Source organism: Acidobacteriota bacterium (genome assembly GCA_016208495.1).
In the GTDB taxonomy this organism is placed as follows: domain Bacteria; phylum Acidobacteriota; class Blastocatellia; order Chloracidobacteriales; family Chloracidobacteriaceae; genus JACQXX01.
In genome coordinates, this window is the sequence record JACQXX010000070.1 from 256,391 (window position 1) to 280,139 (window position 23,749).

The 23,749-nt window shown below is 50.4% G+C and carries 20 protein-coding genes, 1 tRNA gene and 1 pseudogene; 11 read left to right on the forward strand and 11 right to left on the reverse strand.

Annotated features, from left to right (window positions below; genetic code table 11):
- Window positions 1-356: 356 nt before the first annotated feature.
- Complete coding sequence (locus HY774_13700) at window positions 357-1,340, forward strand: hypothetical protein (protein ID MBI4749539.1); 984 nt, start codon at window positions 357-359, stop codon at window positions 1,338-1,340.
- A gap of 132 nt (window positions 1,341-1,472) precedes the next feature.
- Here the strand turns inward: HY774_13700 and HY774_13705 are convergent, their stop codons facing one another.
- Both HY774_13705 and HY774_13710 read right to left on the reverse strand, forming a co-directional pair.
- Window positions 1,473-2,837 carry a hypothetical protein gene (locus tag HY774_13705; GenBank protein MBI4749540.1) on the reverse strand — a complete coding sequence of 455 codons (1,365 nt, stop codon included), beginning with the start codon at window positions 2,835-2,837 and terminating at the stop codon, window positions 1,473-1,475.
- 200 nt (window positions 2,838-3,037) lie between these two features.
- The gene (locus HY774_13710; protein ID MBI4749541.1) at window positions 3,038-5,590 is read right to left on the reverse strand and encodes a serine/threonine protein kinase; all 2,553 of its coding nucleotides are present in this window, start codon (window positions 5,588-5,590) and stop codon (window positions 3,038-3,040) included.
- Window positions 5,591-5,855: 265 nt separating this feature from the next.
- On the opposite strand from HY774_13710, the gene HY774_13715 reads away from it, so the two are divergent.
- Complete coding sequence (locus tag HY774_13715) at window positions 5,856-6,308, forward strand: hypothetical protein (protein ID MBI4749542.1); 453 nt, start codon at window positions 5,856-5,858, stop codon at window positions 6,306-6,308.
- Window positions 6,309-6,910: 602 nt separating this feature from the next.
- On the opposite strand, the gene HY774_13720 is transcribed toward HY774_13715, so the two are convergent.
- From HY774_13720 to HY774_13745, 6 genes and pseudogenes are all read right to left on the reverse strand, one after another.
- Window positions 6,911-10,384, reverse strand: a complete 3,474-nt coding sequence (locus HY774_13720; GenBank protein MBI4749543.1) for a CHAT domain-containing protein — start codon at window positions 10,382-10,384, stop codon at window positions 6,911-6,913.
- Window positions 10,385-10,789: 405 nt separating this feature from the next.
- Window positions 10,790-11,137, reverse strand: a pseudogene (locus HY774_13725) (Uma2 family endonuclease).
- Entirely contained in the window at window positions 11,059-11,373 is a 315-nt protein-coding gene (locus tag HY774_13730; GenBank protein MBI4749544.1) for a Uma2 family endonuclease, read from the reverse strand. The pseudogene HY774_13725 and the gene HY774_13730 overlap by 79 nt, the downstream one beginning before the upstream one ends.
- A 46-nt stretch (window positions 11,374-11,419) precedes the next feature.
- A complete protein-coding gene (locus HY774_13735; protein MBI4749545.1) occupies window positions 11,420-11,638 on the reverse strand; it encodes a type II toxin-antitoxin system HicB family antitoxin in 219 nt (72 codons plus the stop codon).
- Between the two features lie 373 nt (window positions 11,639-12,011).
- Complete coding sequence (locus HY774_13740; GenBank protein MBI4749546.1) at window positions 12,012-13,037, reverse strand: M28 family peptidase; 1,026 nt, start codon at window positions 13,035-13,037, stop codon at window positions 12,012-12,014.
- A gap of 11 nt (window positions 13,038-13,048) precedes the next feature.
- A complete protein-coding gene (locus tag HY774_13745; protein MBI4749547.1) occupies window positions 13,049-13,213 on the reverse strand; it encodes a hypothetical protein in 165 nt (54 codons plus the stop codon).
- A 99-nt stretch (window positions 13,214-13,312) separates the two neighbouring features.
- Between HY774_13745 and HY774_13750 the strand changes: the two genes are divergently transcribed.
- A complete protein-coding gene (locus HY774_13750) occupies window positions 13,313-13,642 on the forward strand; it encodes a type II toxin-antitoxin system HicB family antitoxin (protein MBI4749548.1) in 330 nt (109 codons plus the stop codon).
- Here the strand turns inward: HY774_13750 and HY774_13755 are convergent.
- Window positions 13,639-13,935, reverse strand: a complete 297-nt coding sequence (locus tag HY774_13755; GenBank protein MBI4749549.1) for a hypothetical protein — start codon at window positions 13,933-13,935, stop codon at window positions 13,639-13,641. The two genes, HY774_13750 and HY774_13755, sit on opposite strands and share 4 nt — an antisense overlap.
- Window positions 13,936-14,049: 114 nt before the next feature.
- A tRNA-Arg gene (locus HY774_13760) sits at window positions 14,050-14,125 on the reverse strand.
- Between the two features lie 110 nt (window positions 14,126-14,235).
- Between HY774_13760 and HY774_13765 the strand changes: the two genes are divergently transcribed.
- From HY774_13765 to HY774_13800, 8 genes are all read left to right on the forward strand, one after another.
- Entirely contained in the window at window positions 14,236-15,237 is a 1,002-nt protein-coding gene (locus HY774_13765) for a DMT family transporter (GenBank protein MBI4749550.1), read from the forward strand.
- 802 nt (window positions 15,238-16,039) lie between these two features.
- Window positions 16,040-16,876 (forward strand): hypothetical protein, encoded by an 837-nt coding sequence (locus HY774_13770; protein MBI4749551.1) that lies wholly within the window; start codon window positions 16,040-16,042, stop codon window positions 16,874-16,876.
- 49 nt (window positions 16,877-16,925) lie between these two features.
- The gene (locus HY774_13775; protein MBI4749552.1) at window positions 16,926-17,309 is read left to right on the forward strand and encodes an HNH endonuclease; all 384 of its coding nucleotides are present in this window, start codon (window positions 16,926-16,928) and stop codon (window positions 17,307-17,309) included.
- Window positions 17,310-17,334: 25 nt separating this feature from the next.
- Window positions 17,335-17,970, forward strand: a complete 636-nt coding sequence (locus HY774_13780) for a DUF3859 domain-containing protein (GenBank protein ID MBI4749553.1) — start codon at window positions 17,335-17,337, stop codon at window positions 17,968-17,970.
- Window positions 17,971-18,324: 354 nt separating this feature from the next.
- The gene (locus HY774_13785) at window positions 18,325-19,857 is read left to right on the forward strand and encodes a 7-cyano-7-deazaguanine synthase (GenBank protein MBI4749554.1); all 1,533 of its coding nucleotides are present in this window, start codon (window positions 18,325-18,327) and stop codon (window positions 19,855-19,857) included.
- A gap of 151 nt (window positions 19,858-20,008) precedes the next feature.
- Window positions 20,009-21,229, forward strand: a complete 1,221-nt coding sequence (locus HY774_13790; protein MBI4749555.1) for a decarboxylase — start codon at window positions 20,009-20,011, stop codon at window positions 21,227-21,229.
- Window positions 21,230-21,334: 105 nt separating this feature from the next.
- A complete protein-coding gene (locus HY774_13795; protein ID MBI4749556.1) occupies window positions 21,335-22,549 on the forward strand; it encodes an ImmA/IrrE family metallo-endopeptidase in 1,215 nt (404 codons plus the stop codon).
- A 118-nt stretch (window positions 22,550-22,667) separates the two neighbouring features.
- Window positions 22,668-23,102, forward strand: a complete 435-nt coding sequence (locus tag HY774_13800; GenBank protein ID MBI4749557.1) for a hypothetical protein — start codon at window positions 22,668-22,670, stop codon at window positions 23,100-23,102.
- Between the two features lie 139 nt (window positions 23,103-23,241).
- On the opposite strand, the gene ndk is transcribed toward HY774_13800, so the two are convergent.
- On the reverse strand, window positions 23,242-23,661 hold the full coding sequence (gene ndk, locus HY774_13805; protein ID MBI4749558.1) for a nucleoside-diphosphate kinase: 420 nt from the start codon (window positions 23,659-23,661) through the stop codon (window positions 23,242-23,244).
- Window positions 23,662-23,749: the final 88 nt, after the last annotated feature.

Sequence of the window (23,749 nt, forward strand, 5' to 3'; positions counted from 1 at the left end):
AAAAGGGTGATGAATGAAGAATTGAGAATGTCTTTAGTGATTCGTGGTTCGTGGTTCGTGGTTCGTAATCAATATCTTCAAAGAACCAGGAACCAGTCACCAAATATTTTCTCCATTCTGAATTCCTTCTGGTGATTCCCAGGCTCGAAGTGGACAAGCCTCAAATTTTCTTCTATAACCGAAAGAAAAGCCGAGGCGATGTCTCATGGCCCTCAGCCCTCAATGGTATAATACCAACCTGCAATGAAGTTCCCGGATTAGGAAATAGTCAAATAGTTCAATCAAAGAAACTTAGCGAACTACTGACTACTGACTACTGACTACAAACTGATACAACATCCGTCTGGAGTGTGTTTATGAAATGTCCTGAGTGTGGAACTGATGCCCGTGAAGGAACCCGGTTTTGTCGTTCGTGTGGTGAACTGTTGACCGATGCCACGGGTCCGTTGACGAATCCACCATCGGCGATGCTTCCCACACCAGCGCCGCCGCCCCCCCTGGTTGGGGCGCCACCGCGTCCGTCTGGTTCGATTCCTCCAGTCTCCACTGCTCCCGGAGCCCCATCTGGTTTTTCTCCACTCTCACCGGCTACTCCACTGTCAGGGTCACCCGTTCCGTTTTCTTCGGGGATTCCTCCCGCTGTGGCGACTGGTAAGATGGCCCCGCAAGCGCCGATTGCTCCAACGCCGGATCCAGGTTCTTTCCCCTCAGGCGAAAATCGGCCTCGTGCTGCCACTGCGGGTGGGTACTCGCTTGCCCCGCCACCGCCGACTCCAATTGTTCGTCAAAAAACGACTTCCAAACCACTGCTGATTGGTGCTGTTTTGGGGGGCATTGTTTTGGTGGGAGGTGCAGTCGGAGTTGGCTATCGGTGGGGAAAGGAGACGTCTGATAAGCAGCTTGAAACCAAACAAAACGACTGGAAAGGCTCATCTATCCCGCAAAAAGAACGGGGGGAAGTGCGGATTAACAAATCCTATCTGAAGCGGGTTGAAGTGAGTTTTATGGATGTTGCTCCCCAAAGTGATGCCGAAATTGTCTTTGTGGAAAGCAATAAAGGACGCCACTTTCCAACCGGTGTGAAGGCCCTGGTGCTTCAGCTTCAAGGAAATCCTCCTGTTGACACCCAACTGACCCTTGTCTGGAAACAAGGATCAACCGTCATCCAACGGACAAGCAATCGGGATGAACTCAATAACCTGGGGCGGTTGCCAGGGGGGGCAAATTTTGGAATCTATAAAACAAATCGGGCGCCGATTGAGGATGGGGAATACGAGGTCGTGGTCGAGGAGAAAAGTGGGGAAGTGGCTGCCTACGTGAAATTTGTGATTGGCAAGTAGGGGGAGAATGAAGAATGAAGAATGAAGAAGTCTTTGGTTCCTGGTTCTTCTTCGAAAGTATTGATTTCTAAGCACCAGGTACTTTCTTCATTCTCAATTCTTCATTCTACTTCATTCTTCATTCTGGAAGGTTTACTGGTTTTCTTCGGCAAAAACCGGCTCATTGGAATTGAGCATCAGTCTCCAGGTTCGATCCAGCATTGGTTTCAATTTCTCAATTTCCTGGAGCGTCATCGTCGGCATTTCAACTGGTCCAGCCGCACCAGCTTTGCACACCAGCGAGTCTTGCAACGCAATGGCTGAAACATCAACCAGCGGAATGGTCGTTCCACGCGCCCGATTGATGGCCTCGATATAGTAATTGCACACAACGGCCTGGCCAGTGGCAGTTGGGTGGAAGCCGTCGAGGCTAAAAATGCCGCCCAGATATTTGTTGGTCAGTTTTCCAACTCCGGCGACGGTGTACCCATCCTTCACCACTTTCTTAAATTCAGCATCCACATCAACCAGAATGGCGCCGGCGGCAGTGGATTGTTCTTTAATGACCGCGTTGTATTCAACAATTCGCTTTTGGATGTTTTTGACTTCTTTCTTGGTCAACACGACTTCGGGGGGCAGTTTTTGGCCTCGGGCGAGCAGTGGTAACCCAGGAAGTGTCACGTAGTCCTTCTTTTTCACGCCAAACACAAACTGAAGCGTTTCTTTATTGATCCCAAAGTTGCGGGAAATATCATCCTGTGAAAACACAACCGCGAAGGACGTCAGGTCAGGAATGTTGAGGGTTACAATCGTGGAGGCCCCGGATGCTTTCGCTTTCGTCATGATTTCAGTGTAGCGGGTACGGAAATCGGCAAGCGGGGTTAATGATGCGTCTGTTCCAGTCAAAACCGCCCCGAGCGCGTCATTGCCACCAACTTCGGCAACCAGCAGGGTTGTCGGCTTGAGGGCGGCGACCCATTCCATCTGGCTAAAGGCAATCGGGGTTGGGGCCAGGAGTCCTGGTAACCCAAGGACAAAATCAGTGATCGTGATTTTCGCCGGATCAAGCGTGGTTGGGCGAGTTGACAGTACATCCAGCAGTTTATGTCCTGGGACGGAGAGTAAAGTTGCCTGTTGGGTTGGGTTGGCTCGTTGTCCAAATCCCTGAATCGCGGCTGAATCACCCACCTTCGCCGCACAGACCGGTTTGGTGAGTTGGAGTTGACCATTGGGTGGAATGCCAGGATCTGAAATCAACGGCAAAACAATTTGTGTCCCAGCCTGTTTTGCCAGCAGATTTGGATAAGACGCGACCTGCCCGGATTGGAAAAAGGCGTTGCTTTGGAACCCAGCCGAAATACTGGCGCCAATCACAACCAGCCGGGAAAAATCGGGTGCTCCCTGGCGTGGCGCTGGTGCTTTGGGTTTGGATTTGGCCAGTAAAGCAACTGGTGCCACCTGAAGCCCAAGTATGGCCATCAGCAGGCAAGAAAAGAATACCAGTCGACGAAATTTCATGTTTCCCCCTCGAGAGTTGAACAGTGGATTAGGAACGTTAGCTTTTAGGATGAGCTGGAGTTAGTGATGACGCAGAGAGAGTTCAATCTTAGGAGTGCTGCGAGTTGAGAGCAAGTGGAATTTGACGGAATGATGTTGTGACAGGGTGACAAGGTGACAGGGTGACAGGGTGACACAGTGACCAGAATAAAAAATCATTCTCAATTCTTCCACAATCCCCAGAGTCTGACCGTTCCGTCATAGCTGCAGGAAATAGCGTGGCGGTCGCCGGGAAGGAAGGCGACTTTATAAACTTTGTCTTTGTGGCCCATACAACAGACCAGTTCCTGACCTGAAACCAGATCCCACAAGCGGATGGTGCGATCTTCACTGCCGGAAAGCGCCTGAGTGCCGTCAGCCGAAATTGCGACGCTCGTGACATAATTTCCATGTCCCAGAAAACGGGCGGCTTCGCGGCCTTCAACCAGATCCCACAGCCGCAACGTTGTGTCCTGGCTGCTTGAAATTGCTTTGGTTCGATCTGGGGAAATCGCCACACCGCTACCGATTGGCGTGGCTTTGCCTTCCAGTCGTCGCATGCGCTGCTTGGTTTCACCTCCCGAATGACCTGGATGAGAATCACCTCCGAGCACCCGCCGCCCATCAATTGAAACCCGAACGCTGATTGCTTCTGATCTGGCTGCATCCGAAAGGAGTGACTGGACTTCCTGCCCGGTTTCCAAATTCCATAAGTGCAGGTCGCCACTTAATCCAATTGACAAGGCAAACGACCCATTCGAAGCAAAGACAATATTGGCCACATTGTCGATATGACCTTGCATTCGATGGAGTTGCGTCCGGTCTTGCAATTCCCAGAGACATAAACTGCTGTCCTGACTGCCCGATAACAGCCGTTTTCCATCAGGTGAAAACGCCAGTGCCGTGACTTGCTGATGGCCTGATAAACGGTTTTGTTCCTGACCGGTGGCAAGGTCATAAATTCGGATGGCATCGTCAGTGCCGCTCACCGCCACCAGGCAACTATCAGGTGAAAAAACAGCACAGCGGTATGGAAAAATTCGCCGATTCCCGAAAGTGCTTACCTCTTTTCCAGTTTCAGTTTCGAGCAGGGCCATGGTCTTATCCTGTTTAGCTGAAACAAAGTGGCGGCCATTGGGGGCAAACGCAATGCTGGTGACGGCGGAGTGGCCCACGAAGCGCCGGATTTCTCCGACTGTAGCCGGCAAATCAAGTGGAACCGCCATCCGTTGAACGAGTTCAGCCGGTGGTGGCGGTGGCGGGACTTCAACCGTTGGAGTCGGTTCCGGCTCAATGTTTTGAACTGAAATGACTGACAGTTCAGTGACCAGCACCGGTTCGGGGACGGGGGCCGGCTCCGGCGATTGGTCTTCAATGGAAGTCAGATCCGATTCCTCAACTGCCGGGATGGTATCGGACGAATCAACCACGGCAAAAAGCTGGTCTTCAAACTGTTTGGCATCCCAGGGCCCGGTAACTGGAATCGGAAACACCCGCTCTTCAGTTGCCTTTTCAGCAGTGGGTGATGGCTCTGGTGGCTTTGGGAGTTGAGAGACGAGTGGGGCGGTGCGATCAATATCAGGCGGAGCCGTTGGGGGCACGTCAAACAAAACAACTTTTGACGGCAAATTCGGGGTAAGTGCAAAGGGGATTTCAGTTCGAATTGTCGCCGGCTCCAACAAAATCGGTGCCGTTGGGGGGGAATGAAGCGTCGGTTGGGTAATCTGACCCGAAGGTCCTGGGCTTGAGTCTTCCCGGTGCAAAAACATGACCGGATCCGCTTCAGGTGATGTTCCCTGTGAGGTTGGGGACTCTACCGTCGGGCTGAATGTGGAGCTTGACAAAAACAACTGCCGTTTATGGTGTGTGATTCGGATGAGTTCATCCGCAAATTCCTCAGCCGTGGGCCGCAACACCGCCTGTTTCGAGAGCGCCCGAAAGATCAGCGATTCAATTTCAACCGGAATTTCAGGAACATATTGTCGCAACGACGGCGGCGGATCATTGGCCTGCATCCACATCACCGCGACCAGATCGCCGTCTTGTGATTCAAATGGAAGCCGACCACTGAGCATTTGATACATCATAATGCCCAGGCTATAAACGTCAGACCGTCCGTCATAGGCTTTATTTCGAACACGTTCCGGAGCCATATATTCCGGCGTTCCCATCACAATTCCGGCCCCCGTCAGGCTCCGACCACTGACATTGGCGGCTGAACCCGAGAGTTTGGCAATCCCAAAATCCAGGACTTTCACCACTTCGCCGCGTTTGGTTTGATGGAGATAGATATTGTCCGGTTTAATATCGCGATGGACAATCCCGGCGGAATGAGCTTCGGCCAGAACATCACAGACCGGGACAATGATTTCGGTTGCCCGTTGAAGGGAAAGTTTTAATTTCTCACGCAGTTCATCAACCAGCAGCCGGCCATCGAGCAATTCCATCACCAGGTAGGCAAACCCATCCGCCGTGATGCCAAAATCGAGAATTGAAATGGCATTTGGATGGTCAATCCGGCAGGTTGAGACACCTTCAAGCCGAAAGCGTTCCAGTTCTTCAGCGGTGGCATTACTGACATTGGCATGCAGGATTTTGACCGCCACCGCCCGACCCAGCCCGAGGTGGATCGCCCGATAGACAACCCCAAACCCTCCCAGGCCGATGGGGGCTTCAAGACGGTATTTTCCGTCCAGCACAGTTCCAGATGGTTGATCAATGGTGCCCAATGACATCGAACTCACCCAACGAAGACAACAAGAAAATCAAAACCAGAGTACCTGGTCAAGTTGCAGGTGGTTTTGATTTGGGATTTCCTGGAAAATGATTCGGAGGATCGGATCTTCATTCTGAATCACAGATGGTGGTTGAAACAAGCGAAAAGTGAACTGCTCTGGGTTCCGGGTGCTTGATCTCCTTCGCGCATGTTTTTGCGCGTCAATGGCACACCATTTTCCGGTTCTGGTTTACCCACTTCAAATCAACACAGGGAAGGAACTTATGACGAAATTGATGATGGTTGCAGTCATTTTAATGAGCTGGGGGGGCTCAGTTTTGGCTCAAACTGAGATCAAGCTGCCAAAAGGAAAGTCGGTATTGGTGGATGGGCAGGTGTCGGCAGGTGAATGGGATGATGCAACGGAAATCAAAATCTCCGACCAGATTACTCTCGCCGCAAAAGCCAGCGGTGACTTTATCTTTTTCGCTGTCAAATATCCAAAGCCAACCTATTTTGGGGTTGATCTCTATGTCAATTCGGTGGCTGGTCAGTTGGTGAATCTGCATGCTTCGGCCAAACCAGGCGAACGGGAACTCAGAGATGGAAAATGGCCTGACTGGACGTGGTGGAATAACCAGGGCTGGATGGTGAATACGTCACGGGGCGTTATACCATTTGGGGTTGAGGGTATCGGGCTAAGCGCTAAGGGAAATACAATTTTTTCAATAGTTTAGCCACGCCGTAATACGAGGAGTTCATTCCAAAATAGCGTTAAGTACCTTACCGAAAATTTCCAGACATTTTAACCACGAAAAACACGAAAAACACGAAAAAGATCAACCACTTACCAAACCCAATATCTCAGGAAACTTATGACAAGGTACTTACCTTTGAACGGCGTGAATTCCTCCCCGACGAAGTCAAGGAATATCAAATCCGTCGCTCGCGATTTCCCGCCAAAACCTGGCGGGTGATGCTCGAAATTCACACCAATTCAACGATTGCCTTTCCTGAAAAGGCGGAATCGAAAAATTCCGAAAAGTGGTTGAAATTAAAGTTCTAACCCACTGCTCCAGGATAAGGATTTCAGGTCCAGAGGGGCATTATATAATAGCCGTGGGCTTCGCACCACGGCTTGGGACTGAGGGCTGAAGACTTCGGGCTGAAAAGCCCTCGGGCTCAGGGCTTGGGGCTGAGGGCTGAAGAAAGCGGCTGAAGAAATTGGTTTTATTTCATCCCTCATCCTTCATCCCTCATCCCTTCCTTTGCTCCGAGCTTGCGAGTCCTCAGCCCAATGTCTTCAGCCCCAAGCCCTGGTTCTTCAGCCCTTTCCTGGTCATCGTTTTCCCTCCAAATTGGCCCACTCTCCGGATTGAATGAAGGCTGCCCAGTAAAACGGATGTTTCCACCGGTGGCTTCTGAGCATTTGCAATTGAGTATTTTGAAGGCAATCACTGCGGCCTTCACCATTTTTGAGACGCTGATAGAGCCCGCTCATCAAGGTTTTGGCTCCAAGATCCGACACTTGCCACAGACTCATCACCTGAGATTCGCTTCCGGCCAGCATCAGTGCCCGCCTCAGCCCATAGACACCATCACCCTGAATAACCTGACCCAGCGCCGTTTCGCAGGCTGAGAGCACCACGAGTTGCGTTCCCCACAAATCGAGCTGGGCGGCTTCAAGCGCGGTGAGGGTGGTTTGCCCGCTGGTCGCCGCCCCCTGGTTGGCACCGGCAAAAAAGAGTGCCGAGCGCAGCAATGGGTCTTCATTCTTCGCAAGATCAAGGTCAAATGATGGGGTTTCCAGGATGTTAACATTCCGGCCTTCAGGTTCTGGATTAGCCGTGAGTCTGGATTTCGACAAAAACACCCCATGGGTGGCTAAATGGAGAATTTGTGGGCGATGGGTGTCAATCACCGTCTGTTTCGTCGCTGCGCTTTTGGTTTTTAACACTGCCTGGGGATAGAGTTGCTGGATTTCCAACCCTTCACTGGCGGTATTGACCAGCCGGGCGAGCGGATGCAAGGAAATTCCAGCAATTTTTGGTTGTCCTCCCTGGCCATAATCCGGGTCCGCCAGCACCATCGGCGGGTTTCTGAACTCAAACCGGGTTTGCGCTCGCAACAAATCACGTCCGCTGGTGAGATAGGTCAACCGGTAGTGTTCAATTAGAAATTTTCCTTGCCTGTCAATCAGTGCCCCAAACGGCAGCACATTGAGTGCCCCATCGGGCGAGAGCAACAGGCGTTTGTCACCTGGTACTTTTTCAAGGATGGGGTGCATCACTTTCTGGTGGAGCTTCTGGGCGAGGATTTTGAGAGTTTGAGGGGCGTCCTTCTCACCGGGAAGATTGAATACCTGGCCGAGTGGAATTTTTTTGAGCAGTGCATTCCGAAAGTTATGGGTCAATTTGTCAATTGCTTCGACCTCTCCCAAATCCACCCACTGCGGATTCCCGGTGCTGGCAAGGATATACCCCACATAATGGGGTGTTCCATATCTTTTTATTTTTGAGTCATAGGGGGCGTAGGTGACGAACTCAACCAGTACCGCGTCCGCTGGAATAGCTTTCTGAATCAGTTCCAATGTGATGGGCTGAGTTTGCACTTTATATTCAGCACTTCGGATACTGACTCTGGCTTCGGCTTGCTCTGCTTTCTCAGTTAACTCTTTGAGTTGGGCTTGATGAGCCTGGGGACCTTCGCGTCCGGGCCCGCGAAGGGAAACCGTGGCGAGTTGTTGTTTGGCACTGGCCAGATCGTCGAGCAATTTTTGGTCTTCGGGAGCGGCATATCGTCGCAACGTGGTGAGGCTGGCCGTCATCGCGTCAAGCCCACGGCCTTTTCGGCGCAACGCCGCCAGCATCGCTGCTCGGAGTGCCTCCAGGTTAGCTGGCGCATAGTTGACATGGAGCGAAATTGCGAGATCCATAAACCGGAGGGTCTGGTTTAAATACAACAACTTCTGGCGCTCAGAGCCCGTGACCAGGTTGTGGGCAAAATCACGTTCCATTGTCTCGTTGGCCTGGGTTTGATAGGCAATCGCCTGTTCGATATGGTTTTGCCCGAGGGAAACCAGTGCCAGCTCTTTCAGTGTGTGAGAAATTGATGGGTGATCAGGGCTCAGCACTTTTTTCCTGACTACCAGTGCCTGCTGAAACATTTTTTCCGAGGTTTGATAGTCGCCTTTGGAAAAGAAGGTCATTGCATAGTTGGAGAGGTTATTGTTAGTTAACACGTGATCCGGTCCCAGTGTTTTTTCAAAAATGACCGCGGCCTGCTGAAAAGACGAGTCAGCCTGGGGGTAGTCACCCAGGAAATTATAGACCCCACCGAGATTGCCCAGGCAAACGGCCACTGTTGGGTTTTCCGGCCCCAGTACTTTCTTTCTGATTTCAAGCGATTTTTGATAATAAGGAATCGCGCGGGCGTAGTCTCCTTTGTTGACATATAAACTCGCCAGATTGTTGAGACTGATCGCCACCCCCACAGTTTGGGGACCTAGCAGTTTTTCCTTGATCGCCAGCGACCGCTCAAACAACGGTTCAGCCTTGGCAAAGTCGCCTTTGTTTCGATACAACACCGCCAGATTGTTGAGGTTGATGGCCACTTCCGGATGTTCGGACCCAAATGCCTTCTCGTTGATGGCCAGTGCCCGTTGATAGAGTGGTTCTGCCTGGGCGAAATCTCCCTGATTGCTCAGGAACTCGGCCAGATTGTTGAGACTCTGTGACACCAGCGGATGATTGGAGCCAAACGCCTTTTCCCTGATTGCCAGGGCTTTTTCAAATGCCGGCAATGCCCGGATGAAGTCACCTTTGGCTTGATAGAGCCCCGCCAGGTTATTGAGGCTTTCAGCCACATCCGGATGGTGAGGGCCAAGCTTCTTTTCGCGAATGGCCAGCGATTGCCCAAACATCGGTTCCGCTTTGGCAAGGTCGCCTTTGGTTTTATTGAGCCAGCCCAGATTGTTGAGAATTGTGGCGACTTCGGTGTGTTCGGGTCCGAGGACTTTTTCATAAACCAGTCTGGCCCGTAGCAAGAGTGGCTCGACTTTGGCAAGCTGGCCACGTTGGAAATACAGATACGCCAGGTTGTTAACGCAATCGCCCACCAGTTTGCTTTCCGGTCCATCCGTTTTTTCAGCCATCGCCAGTGCTTGTTGAAAGAGTATTTCCGCTTTGGGGAAATCGGCTTTGGTTTTGTAGAGGATTGCCTGTTGGTTAAGTGTGCGGGCAACGGATGCGGATTCCGCTCCCACGGTTTTTTCCTTGATCGCGAGCGCCTGCTGAAATGAAACTTCAGCCTGGTCGTAATCTCCCTTATCTCGATGGAGAATCCCCAGCATATGGAGGCACTCACCCCGGAGCGGATGTTCCAGGCCGAGTGTTTTTTCACATTTTTCCAGTGCCTGGGCCGCCAGTGTCAGGCTGTCATCATACTTTCCCTCGCCAAAGCGTTTTTCAACCTCACCGAGCAGCGTTTCAATGTCATGGAATGCCCGATCCTGGTCGGTGGCGACCCGCAAGACTTTGACCTTGAGTTCATATATGCCGGAAGGCGCGGTTTTATCCAGTGAGAGGATTTCCAGGCGATACTCTCCGGAAGTTGAAAGAATAGCGGAAAGCAATTCTGTTCCTTCCTGGCCAGTTGGTGAATCTCTTTCCTCAACGGTTTTTCCCTCTGGACTGACCAACCGCACGACAACATCAATCCCTTTTTGGTTCACCGCCACATTGAAAAAGTCGCCGGCTTTCAGGGGAATCTGAAAGGCGCGGGTCTCACCGCCTTTGAGTTCACCTGTTTCCATGGTTCCTTCACGGAGTATGGTTGATTGGATGAATATCGCTGTATTTGAAGGGTTTAGCGGCTTTCGATGAGTATTGGTTGATGAGGTTGTCAGGTGAAAGCTACCGAAGAAAACACCGAGTACAAGGCCAATCGAAACGAATCTCAGATGACGAGGCATGATTTCTCCTTTGGATTCGATCTCAGAGGGAAATTCAGGCAGGTTATGCAGGAGATAGTGAGGGTATCGTGCCTTAGCGCTTCCCGTCCAGGTTGATCCAGTGCACCTGGCAATGATGATGGTTTGGGAGGCTGGTTGCGAGGGGAACGTTCAGAGTTCAAGCTTCAGCTTGTTTGAAGTGCGTTGAAGCCATTGTTTGGGAACAACATTGAACCGATAGACCCTGGAAAGGATCAGACCCGAAGTTTACTCAAACACCACGTTGGCATACACATCGGCCAGCGCCAACTGACAGTCAATGGCTTCCAGCGTGAGAACTGCTTCAGGGCTGCCCACGTCAAACCGTTTCCACGCACCGGTTTCCTGTCTGACGAAGCGAGTGATGTGCGGTGCATTTTGGGCGACCAGCAGATATTCCCGCACGCTTTCAAGTGCCTTGTAGGCTTCAAATTTTTCTTTCCGGTCAAAAGCTTCCGTTTGAGGCGAAAGCACTTCGACAATGAGCACCGGGTTGGTCAGAAGGCCAATTCCCTGGATTTTTTCAAATTGAGCTTCATCACAGGCAACACTCGCATCAGGATAGCGATAGGGGGAAGGATTGGTGTCTTGATTGGTATTTCAGCGCTGAAAGCTTCACATTGCCTTTTTTTCAACTGGCTGTGGAGTTCAGCAAAAATATTACCCGCGATTCGTCCGTGCTGTTCACTCCCACCGCTCATGCAGAAAATCTCGCCGGTGTAGTATTCATAGCGGGCATCACCGACGCGTTCCAGTGCAAAGTATTCATTCAACGTGTAGAAGTGTTTGGGTGGAGAGGGAGCTCTTGGCATAGTTTACAGAGCAGGTGAGAAAGTTTTCAAAGCATTGATTTATCAATCAGGCGTAGATCAACCGCCCCTTCGGTTCCGGAATCGGACGCCCAAGTTCTCTGGCAGTTTCAATCCATTCGCGGATGATCACTTCAGCATTGGTTACAGCCTCGGTGTAGGTCGCCCCATCAGCCATACAGCCAGGAAGCTCCGGGACTTCCACCAGGAATGCCTGATCATTCTCACTCCAATAAATGATCATTTCGTAACGGGGTTGATCGGTCATTTTTGCGCACCTCCAAGTAATAACATTCCGAACCTGTTTTACTTGATATGCTTTCGCTTTCACTCCAAGTGGTTGTAAGTTAAGGATTTCTTCGACGCCTTCTTTGGTATAGATGTGATGGCTTCCTCGAATGCGTTCGTCAAACCCTAAAGAGAGAAGCAAATGACATAATCCACTAAACTGAATGTTGTCATCCGAATGCCCTGTTAACACTTGAAGCAAGAGTTTATCAGATTTGCCCATAGCAAGTATTAAAGCAGGTCCTATCCTTGGAGAGTATTTGATGATGGAATCGTCATCTTACCTCAGACAGAACGCCGTTTCGAAGGATTTGGCGCTCTGTTGCAGACCGGGAAAATTCAAAACTTCGGAATTACTGGGAGATGGCCAGTACGGCTGCATAGACATCCTGGACCACCATCGCCATTCGCGGGTAATCGAGTGTGTCGGCGGTATCGCGGGCGGTATGGTAGCGGTTGTTTCGAAAAAATGCCGTATCGCTCACCATCACGGCGCTGTATCCGGCTTCCCAATAATTCAGATGGTCGGAAAAGTCGAGTCCTTCAATGGTTGCCGGAGCGTTGATGGAATACACCGGGAGTTCCGACCCGGTGAGCATGGCCTCCTTGATTTTGCTCACCAGATTACCTTCGCCCAATCTTCCGACGACTGAAATAAAGTTGCCTTGTGACGGGTAAACTCCTTTGAGAATTGCCAGCGGGTAGTGCTGACTGTCGGGGGCGTCACTGAAATATCCGATCATTTCCAAAGAAAACATAACCCGTATTGGGATACCTGCTTTTTTGAGCGAGGCGGCATGGATGGCGCTCCCCATGAGTTTGGTGCGGAAGTACGGTGGTTCTTCCAGTGTGTAGGCCACCAGCTCGACCCGCATCGGCAACTGAGCTTTGCCCAGCAGATAGCCAAGTTCAATCAGTCCAGCCACTCCGCTGGCATTGTCGTCGGCTCCCGGCAAAGCCTCACACGCATCGTAATGCGCCCCGACCACGATTCGCTCTTTGGTATCCGGCCCAAACAGCGCGATCACGTTACGGTAGGTTTTCCCGCCGGCTTCAAATGGCTGATCCGAGACAATTCCTTTGGCCTGAATGAATTCCTGGCGGATATATCCAGCCACCCGGCCAAGATTGGCCGGGTGGCTCTCATCCCGTGGGCCAAGACCTTCCGACACCATCCGGACATGGGCTTCAAGCCTCGCCGGTTGAACTTTGGGCAGAGACTGGTTGACCTGGATGGTGCCAAAAACCGGCTGAGTCACCGTGCTCCAGATGATCAAAAGCAGAATACAAAATCCCAAGCCGAGCCCTGCCAGGAAAATCCGAATTCGTTTCCGGCGTTTCGTTCCATCATTCCATAGCGTTTCGTTTGAGGTGGTCATAGTCCATTTCCTTATTGCCCGCCGGATGAACCTTCCGATTTACCTTTGAAGGTCAGGCCCTGTTTGCGAGTGTTGTAGATGGCATTTTCGCGAAAGTACTGTTGCCCGCGCTCAAAACTCCGGCTGTCGCTGTGGTCACGAATGGTGGCTTCAGTCAATTTTGGAATGGTTTTCATGCCAAGAAATCCCTCGGGCTTGAGAATTACTGCTCCACAGAGTACAACCCAGGTGAACAGTTGATTGGTACCAGTAAAAATGAATCAAGAGGTTATGTCATGCAATATCCAGTTTTTGTGCAAAGTCATTCGAGCCATCAATTTGTTGCTTCAGTTGTTGGATTTCCCAATTGTGTGGCTCAAGGACAAACTCGGGAGGAAGCCATCGCCAAAGTCAAATCGGCTATTGAAGAGCAACTTTCGCAGGGGGAACTCATTGTGGTTGAAGTTGCTTCGAAAAGTGACCCATCTTTACCCAATCCCTGGTTGAAATATATGGGGATATTTGCTGATGACCCAACTTTCGATGATTTTTTGGAGGAGGTTTCTGCTTATCGACGGCAAATGGATACCCCTGAAATTGGATTCCCCGACCATGTTTTATCTTAAAGCGTGAGAATTAAACTACTTTCAAAGATATAACTCCGTTGCCGAAAGGTCACTTGAGCTTGACACTTCCGCCCGGAGGGCGATGGAAAGTAGCCGGTGGCAAGTGTCGCTTTGGACACGCGGCCACCGGAAAGAGTCGCCATTAAGGGTCGCGCCCGGATGGGCGCTGGATTAACTTCAAGTTGGGTGACATTCGTTGGATGATAATCGGACTTCTGGTGCAGCGCCCTACCGGGCGCGAACGCTTCGCGGCTTGCGTTCCGGTGGGTGCGCCTCAAAGCAGGCTTCCACACCGGCTAATTTCCGTCGCCCATCCGGGCGAAAACCGACCTTTCTGCAACAGAGAAAGATCTAAGGCAGTGTAAAATATCAAAAGCCCGCCAGGATTGGCGGGCTTTTGATTTGATTGGCGCACCCGGAGAGACTCGAACTCCCAACCCTCAGATCCGAAGTCTGATGCTCTATCCATTGAGCTACGGGTGCAGATGATGTGACTTTTTAGGGAACAGTCAGTGATTGAACTGGGTTTCTACTGTACTATTGGCCACCCTGTCAATAATCTTTTTAGCTTCATCCAGAAGGAACATATCTTTGTGAGTCAGTCAAACCGTGGTGCGGACCACCTTTCAACGGGCCAGATAACCGGCGTGTATGCCGCGCTGCTGGCGGTTCAGCTCTTTTTTGGAATCAATTATTACGCATCGAAAGTTGTCCTCTCAGAAATTCCTCCGCAGGCATGGGCGGGTATCCGGGTCACATCGGCGGCGGTGATACTGTTGTTGATTCATTCGCTGTTTGTCCGGCGCTATCCAGCCCGTGAGGATCTGCGCTGGTTTGTCGGGTTCGCTCTTTTTGGCATTGTCATCAATCAAATTTTGTTTGTCGAAGGGCTGGCACGCACAACACCGACTCATTCGGCGATCATTGGAACGACCATTCCGGTGATGACCCTGATCTTTGCGGTGCTGCGTGGGGAAGAGCACTTACGGATGTTGAAAATCCTGGGCGTTGTGCTTTCCCTGAGCGGTGTGTGCTGGCTGCTGGGGATTCATCGGTTTCAATTCGAGTCACAACAACAGTTTGGCGACATTCTGACCTTTCTCAATTGTGTCTCCTTTGCTTTTTTTCTGGTTCTGAGCCGCAACGTCGTAGCCAGGTACGATGCCCTGACTTCGACCACGTTCCTGATGGTTTTCGGGGCGATTGGTGTTGACCTGGTGTGCGCCAAACCACTTTTTCTCTTCTTCTCAACTCAGGTGTCGAAGGTGTCAGCCAGCGCCTGGTGGCACGTCGCCTATGTGATTGTCTTCCCGACGGTTTTGACCTATGGGCTCAACTACTGGGCACTCAAACGGGTGGATGCCTCGATGGTCGCGGTGTTTATCTACATTCAGCCAGTGGTTGCCGCCAGTCTGTCAGTGCTTTTTCTTGGCGAAACCATCACTGTGAAACTGGTGGGCAGCACGATTCTGGTCTTTACCGGAGTGCTCCTGACGATGCAGCAGACACAGCAGTGGGTGAGTCAGTGGAGTTCGATATTGGGAAGAAAGGCTGACTCCTCATTGTCACTTGAAGAAAGTGTCCCACCCTGTTAGTTCGCTATATATGCTTTAAAACACATTGTTTATGGGGTTAAAGTGAGATTGCGGGCAGGCACTGGTCTGGAAAGTATGGTAATTTTTTTCGGCAAATATTCTAAAAACCCCAGTGTTTGCAGATCTCATCTTTGATTAGGAAATGGTTGATTGATATATGAGCGCACTTCTTGCAGAGAATTCCTATCGTCCAATTTCAAGGCCACGAAGTTCACATTTGCAACTTGTACTGCCAGATTCGGTTGCTCTGCCTGAGACTGGATACTTTCGGGCAACACTCAACATTCCTGGTATCCATGTTCCTGAACAAACCTTTGAACTGCAAAAAAAGGGAAATCTGGTTCAACTCAGGAACCAACCTGAACACCATCATCCGCTGGTAAGCATTGAATTTACTGTAAATCCTCAAAATGGAATTCCTTCCATTGCCTCGGCATCTATCGCTTTGGCTCGTACAACACTCCGTGATGAGTTGTGTTACACCCGATATTTATTGGCACTGAACACGGCTCAGGAATGTTCTTTTGAATTTGGCAAATCTTCCCTCAAACTCCATTTTCCGCCGTTGCCTGAAGACGAATTGAAGAATTTCAAAGGGCGGGCAGCTATTTGCCGCAAGCTACTGTTTGTTGAGCAGTGTTTTACACGACCTGGACAAAGCTTCTTTACCCTGCCTGAAGGGACACTCAATCAAGCTGAAGTCCGGGCAATTGAATTTGCTTTTCGGGCTTGTTCAGAAGGTGAGTTTTCCGTCCGAGCTGGACGTTTTGAGATTCTTTTGAATTCCCTGGACTCAATAGATTTGGAAGAAACCCCTTTTTCCGAGCCGGGCGCGTTCGAAATGCTCCTGGATGAAAAAAGTCAGGGCCCAGTCGAAGTGTTTGGCAAGCGGTTACCTTTGGGACCCATGATAATTCAGATTTCACACGCAGTGCTTGAAAATTCAGAAGTTATCGAGCCGCTTCGTCAAAACCAGGGTGTTTCCACAACCCTACGGCTGGTCGTTGTGGATAATCAAATGCACTACAAGTTTCCTAAACGTGTTTCAAGATTATCGAAAACCCCAAGCTCCCGACTCAACTTCTTTCGAAAGCGATTGGCTGCTGAAGAACCTCCGGAAATTTCATCGCTGCTTGACCTGCCCTTAGAAGAAGAATTGACGCGTGAAGAAGCCACAAAAGCTGCCGGCAACTGGCTTTTCCATGGTCCGTTGCCGAATTACTTTGTGCCCGGGCAGGCGCAAAGTCGAGACTCCCAAACCTGGCTGATTCCCATCTGGCTCATGGACGAAGGCAAAACAAAGGGTGTTGAACAGGTTGGTGAAATGCTTGTTCACAAAAGAACTGGGGAAATTTTAAGTCATCCAATCATTGAAGAACTTTTAACGCGCCTGCTGGAACGAACACCTGTACCCCAACTGCCAGATCCAGAAGTTTTAAAACTTTCCAAAATTCGGGCACTTCCCCAGGATCAAATGAGGTTGAGTGAGCTTCTTGTACTGAACCGTGAGGGAGAGTTGGACGAAGAAGGAGAACATTCACTTGATGAAATGATGAGGCGGTATAACCTGGGTCTTCTTTATAAGTCAGAAGCTTTAAAAGAGGCTGTACAAAGGGGGTTGCGTGAGCCGCTCAGATAAGAGTCGGAGGGCCTATCTCGACCCAGAGACCAAACGAAAAGTCCGGGAAATCCACCATGACCAATGTTCTTACTGCCAGGTCCAACAGCAATTTGTGCCTGATCCATTGGAATTTGAGCACATTACCCCTGTGAGCAAAGGGGGATCAAATCAAGTAGAAAATCTGTGTCTTTCGTGCGGCAATTGCAATCGCCACAAGGCCAGTAAAACACAGGGAGTTGATCCTGAAACAGGCCAACTCACCGATCTTTTCAATCCAAATACGCAAGTTTGGGACGAGCATTTTAACTGGGATGAAGAGAGCATTTATCTTATTGGCTGTACTCCAACAGGAAGGGCCACAATTGAAGCACTTCATATTAACAAAGTTGAGTTTGCCATTACTGCCCGTCATCATTGGGTAAAGGCTGGCTGGCATCCTCCAAAAAAGTAATCATTGCCTGACAGGAGACATCAGCATGTCAAGTCGCTTATCCCAAACTCAATTATCCCAGGTTGTTTCAGAGGTCACCCGACTGGCGCATCAGCGTGAGGAACTGGAGCGCTCCACGTTGGAACGCGCCGAGGTCGAGCGGATTTTGCGTGAACTGGACCTGCCGGCGGAATTGCTTGATGATGCGATGGTTGAACTGGAACGCCGCGAACTGGTCGTTCAGCAAAAGCGCTCCAAAAATCGAATGATCATGGCAGTAGCGGCGCTGGTGCTGGTGCTGGTGCTCGGTGTTGGATGGATCTTCTATCTCCAAAGCGCTGCACTTGGGCGCGTCAATGCCGAACCGGGCCAGATTACCCTTGGTGCCAATGATGCACGGGCGGTGCAGGTCATCAACAAACAGGCAAACAGTGAAGTGTTTAATCAGGTCGTCTTGCGCGACGCTCCTGAAGGCAAAGAACTCAACTTGAAATGCAAATGGTATGATCCGACGGGCAAGGTCTATCGGGAAAACACCTACCGCACCAAAACAATTGATAAGTCAGTCTGGCCAACCCACTGCAAATGCCAGCTTGGTTCGGATGCGGCTTCAGGGACCTGGAAAGTTGAGCTTTCGCTTGAAGGCCGGGTCATCAGCACGACCACCTTCACAGTAGAATGAAGAATGAAGAATTGAGAATGAAGAATGAAGAATGAAGAATGAAGAAAAAGAACTTAATACTTGTATTCAAATGAATAGCCTTTCCTCATTTGACCAGGATATTTTCCGTCCCTCACCCCTTTTTCCATGAAAGCCATTCTCGGCAACTGGAACCCTGCCAAATCTTCAGAACCAATAGCCATCTGGGCCAAACTGCGTGGTCGTTTCGGGCAAACCTGGAATTTTGAAGCACTTTCTTGGAACCCGGAACCCGCCTTTTCTCAACTTGCCTGGCAAGGTCAGGTCACAGTTCAAAAATCGGTGCAGAATATCCGTTTTTTCGTCAGTGCTTCCGGTGTGGGATCCAAAGCTGATATGGTCGGTGAAATAACCGCGAGAGGGCTGCGGCTTGAAAGCGATTCATTTGGCCGGGTGCCGCTCTTCTGGACCACACACAATGGTTCAATCTGGTTTTCAACCGAACTCTCTTTGCTCATCGAAGTAACGGGCCGTTCAGTGGTTGATCCACAAGGTTTGTATGGCTATGCCTGCTTTTCATACGTGCCCGCACCGTTGACCCCAATCGAAGGTATTGCTGCTGTACCTGCTGGGGAAACACTCTGCTGGCAGGCACCGACTGGTACTCTGGAGAGCACTGAAAAAACAATTGTTCGGAAATCCCTGCGCACCCACGAATGGTGCGAAGATCGAGTGACGGCTGATGATGAAGATTTAGCCGTTTCAGCACTTCGTCGGCTATTAACCGAAGCCATTGAATCCCAGGTGACAGATGTTTCCAGCAACCCGGTCGGGGTATTCTTGTCTGGAGGATTGGATTCATCCATTGTTGCTGCCCTTCTGGTCCGGGCTGGGGTAAAAGTCAAAGCCTATTCGCTTGATTTTGGTAACTATGGATTGCCGGAACTTGAATTTGCTGAAGCAGTTGCCAGTTATTTGAGAATTCCGCTGGTGAAAGTTCCAGCCCACCCAAAGCAGATCCGGCAGGCACTCGAAGCAACGGTTCATTCGCTGCAGCTTCCATTTGGTGACGGGGTCACCGTGCCATTGTATTTGCTCGGGCAGGCTGCCAGCCGGGATGTGCAGATCGTGTTTAACGGCGAAGGCGGCGACCAGCTTTTTGCCGGATGGACCAACAAGCCGTTGATTGCGGCTGGAGTCTATCAAGCATCGGCAATGGATGAATTGCGTTTGATGAGTGAATATCTGAAAACATTTCACCGACTGCAAGGCTATGAATCTTCTGTGTTTACCGATCACATGCTGACAGCGTTGGGTGATTTATCCCCGATTGGGTGGATTCAACCGGCTTTGGATGGAGGGTATTGCCAGTCATTCTTACATCGAATGCGCCGGGCCGGGCTGATGCTGAAAGGTGCCCAAAACATCCAGCCTCGCGCAACGCGTCTGGCCTGGGTGCACGGACTGGACGTGCGATCCCCTTTTTGTTCCTATCCTTTAGCTGAATGGACGTTTCAACTTTCTGGGGAACTCTGTTTGCGGGGCCCCTGTGAAAAATATCTGCTCAAACGCGCGGTTGAGCCGTGGCTTCCGGGAGAAATCGTCTGGCGAGAAAAGCGTGGCATGGGAGTACCGTTAACTGAATGGTGCCTGGGACCGCTTTGGGGAAAGCTTGGATGCTGGTTAAATACAAACACACTTGGCGCTGAAGACCACTGGCAAGCGGACCTTCCGCTTCGAGTCGCATTGGGGCAGTTCAGCGGGCACATTCAGGGACGCCGGATTGGTGAAATCTTGTGGTTACTTCTGGTCTGGCAGGTCTGGCGCAAAACCGTGGCTGGTGAGAAACTCTGGTCGCAACCGCTGCGAAGCCCCTTTCGCATGCCATTTCCAATTTTACGGTTTCTGGAGCGTGCCCTGGTTGAATAAGAACGGGTTCCGGGTTCCGGGTTCCGGGTTCCGGGTTTTCGAAACTAAACAGGGTTTGGGGGTGAAGACATCGGGCTGAAGAATTGGTTTTATTTCATCCCTCATCTTTCATCCCTCATCCCTTCAATTGCCCCAAGCCCGAGGCATTGATATGAATTCACGTCACCGACCATTTTCGATTGAAACGGCTGAGATGCTGCTGGAGCAGTATGGCTCACCACTCTATGTCTATGATTCAGAAGTTTTAAATGAAACTCTCCGGCATATTACCCAGGCGGTGGCATACGCCAGGACGCGATTTCACTTCGCCAGCGTCACCAATGGGAATCTGGCCCTGCTGAAGATCTTCAAAGATCATGGTTGGGGACTCCATGCCAATACTCCGGGTGATGTTTTTTTGGGACTCCGGGCCGGGTTTGATCCACGGGAAATTGTGTTTAGCGGTGGGAATCTGACTCGTGATGAATTTGAACAAATGCTCCGGTGGCAGGTCGCAACGCTGAATCTGGACAGTCTCGATCAATTGCGGTCATTGATTGATGTGTATCGCAACTGGTCTGAGAAAAAATACCTGCCGCGTCTTGGTTTTCGATTAAACCTGCCTGACCTGACTGGAAAAACACGAACTGGAGTTTCTCCAGCTGAGTTTCCGGCGGCACTTGAACTCACGAAGAATTCTGAACTCCAGGTGACGGGCCTTCATTTTTATCGGGGCACAGGGACAAATTCGACCACCTCATTTACCAGCGTCATTGCCGAAGTTTTGAAAGCCGGGAAACAGTTGCCAGCCTGGAGCTATCTCGATTTTGGCGGAGGCTTTGGATATGCCTACCATGCTGACCGTCCAGGGTTTGACTGGAAAATGTTTGGTGACGAACTCACCCGTCAGCTTTCAGCGTTGAACCAGCCTGTTGACCTCGTTATTGAACCTGGACGGGCCGCGATTGCCAGATGTGGAACGTTGTTAACTCGTGTGGTCTCAGTCAAATGGCAGGGAGATCGCCAGATTGTCGGAACCGATACCACGGTTGGAAACATTGCGGTCCTTAGTGTTCACGGAGGCCATCGGGAAGTCTGCTTCTGGAAAGACAGTTCCGCGCCACGGTTTTCCACAGATGTGTGCGGAAATTCGACGTTCTCGCGTGATTATCTCAGTCGTGATGCGCAATTGCTGGAATTAAAAGCCGGGGATGTGCTGGGAATTCTGGATGTCGGTGCTTATGGATATGCGATGTCGTCGCATTTTCTCCACCGTCCGCGACCGGCTGAAGTGCTGTTAGGGCAGGGAAGCCCACGTTTGATTCGCGAACGGGAAGGGTATGAGATCTTACTCAATGGGCAGCTCTGCCGTAAAGAAAAAGTAGAATTCTGACATTTTTGTTTAGATAAGAGTATATTTAGTTAACAATGTCAGGGGGTAAGCAGGTTGAACAGATGAAACTGGGTTTGTCCCATAATCCATAGAAAGTTTCCTTCTATGAGCAAGCATATTCTTGAAGAAATCAACCCACGAGTTTTAGGGGCACGACTGCAAGATTCACGTCGAGCTTCTGGACTGACTCAACAGGCAGTTGCCGAGCAATTGGGAATTGCCAGGACCACTCTGGTTGCAATTGAAAAGGGCGAACGCCGGATAACTTCCCATGAACTCCTGACACTGGCCAATCTGTATGGGCGTTCTTTAGCTGAGTTTGTCGGGCGTCCAGTAACTGAAAAGAGCTTTATTCCACAATTTCGCGCCAGTTGGGGGAAAGAAATTGAAGGGGATGCCGGGCTTGCGGAGGCAGCTATTCGGTTACAGCAGTTTGCTCAAAATTATATTGAACTTGAGGCACTGTGTGGAATGCCTCTGGCAAAGTTTTACCCACCTGTTTACGACACAACAGGGCGAGTACCCGAACAAGCTGGGGAAGACATTGCAACGGCGGAGCGCAACCGGTTGGGGCTTGGAGATGGGCCCGTAAATAACCTGCGGGAACGCTTTGAAACGGATATTGGTCTTCGGATTTTCTATTTTCCAATGCCATCGGAAGTTTCTGGTGTTTTTGCCTTCACTGATGAGTTTGGTGGGTGTATCGGGGTCAATTCAAAGCACCCATTGGAGCGATGTAACTGGTCGCTGGTTCATGAATATGGGCATTTTCTGACGACCCGGTATCAACCTGACATCACCTTTCAAATGGCCGCGAAACGGAATTCAGTCAATGAGCGTCTGGCTGATGCTATCACGGCCAATTTCCTGATGCCGGCGAGTGGGCTCAATCGCCGGTTTTCCGAGATTCATCGCATGAAAGGGAATGTCAACGTGGCTGATATTTGTACGTTGGCTCATTTGTATCAAGTGAGTTTTCAGGCCATGGTTCGCCGGTTGGAAGATTTGAAGCGGTTGCCTTACGGAACCTGGGATCGCTTGCTGGTTGAAGGCTTCAAGCCACGACAAGCTCAACAATTACTTGGATTGCAGTCCCACGAATCTGAGATTCAGCCATTTCCAACTCGCTATCTACAGCTTGCCGTGATGGCATATCACAAGGAAGACCTCAGCGAGGGGCAACTGGCTCGAATTCTTGATACTGACCGGATCACGGCACGGACCATTGTGGAGGAAATGAGTAATCGTATTCTTGCCGAACAAGATCAGGACTTTGGGACGCTGCAAGTGGATTTGAGCACGCCACTTGGGGGAAGGTAGGTGTGGTTTGAGTTCCCAAAGGGTCGTTCTTGATGCCTGCGTTTTGATCAATCTGATTGCCAGTGGTGAAATTATTTCAATTCGGCGGGCAATCGAAATGGATTTTATGATTTGCCCGGTGGTGGAAAAAGAAAGTATCTCGTTGCAAACAGGAGATCCTCTTTCACCACGACAGTTGATTGATCTTGCCCCTTTTATCCAATCAGGGGTATTGGGCATCCGGGAACTTACAGATCAGAGCGAAGAAGGGCTTTTTGTTGATTATGCCGCCAGGCTCGATGATGGAGAGGCAATGTCCCTGGCAATTGTTCATTCAATCGGTTGCAAACTGGCAACTGATGATGCCAAGGCACGGAAAATCTTCCTTCAGACGATCAATCAACCCGACCAATTGCTGTCAACCACTGAAATAATTCGACAATGGGCAGAGAAAGAAGGGGTCACCCAGTCATACCTGAAGGCTGTTTTGCTGGCGATTCAACAAAAAGCCCGTTTTTTTCCTTCAAAAAATGACCCTAATTGCAAATGGTGGTTTGATGTTCTTGCTCAGTAGCCAGTAAGTCCAAGATTTTCAATTGATTGCAAAAAAATATGGAGTGCGCCAGCAAGAAGACGCACTCCACAAAATTTTATCCAAGGTTTGATTGAGCCTCTGTATCTGGCAAGATCAAATCCCCGCCTCCAAATCAGTTTTACACCAACTCTGACTTGCGGAAGAAGAAAGCCACTTCAATGGCGGCATTTTCTTGCGAATCTGAACCGTGGCTGGCGTTGCGTTCAACGTCGGTGCCAAAGTCGCCGCGAATCGTGCCTTGTGGGGCATTCTTTGAATTGGTTGGCCCCATCAGATCGCGCCAGGCTTTGACGGCGTCTTCTTTTTCGAGTGCCAGGACCACTGACGGTCCAGAGGTCATAAAGCCGACCAGATCTTTAAAGAAGGGACGTTCGCTGTGGACAGCATAAAACCCTTCGGCATCAGCCTGGGTCATGTGGATCAGACGCATTCCACGCACTTTAAATCCATTATCCAGAATGCGTTGCAAAATGTGACCAGCGTTTCCGGCTGCCACGGCATCCGGTTTAATGATTGCAAATGTTAATTCAGTAGCCATTCGGTAAGTAAAACTCCTTAATCAAGAATGAAGAGAATGAAGAATGAAGAAAGTGGTTAGTGGTTAGTGGTTAGTGGTTAGAAATCAA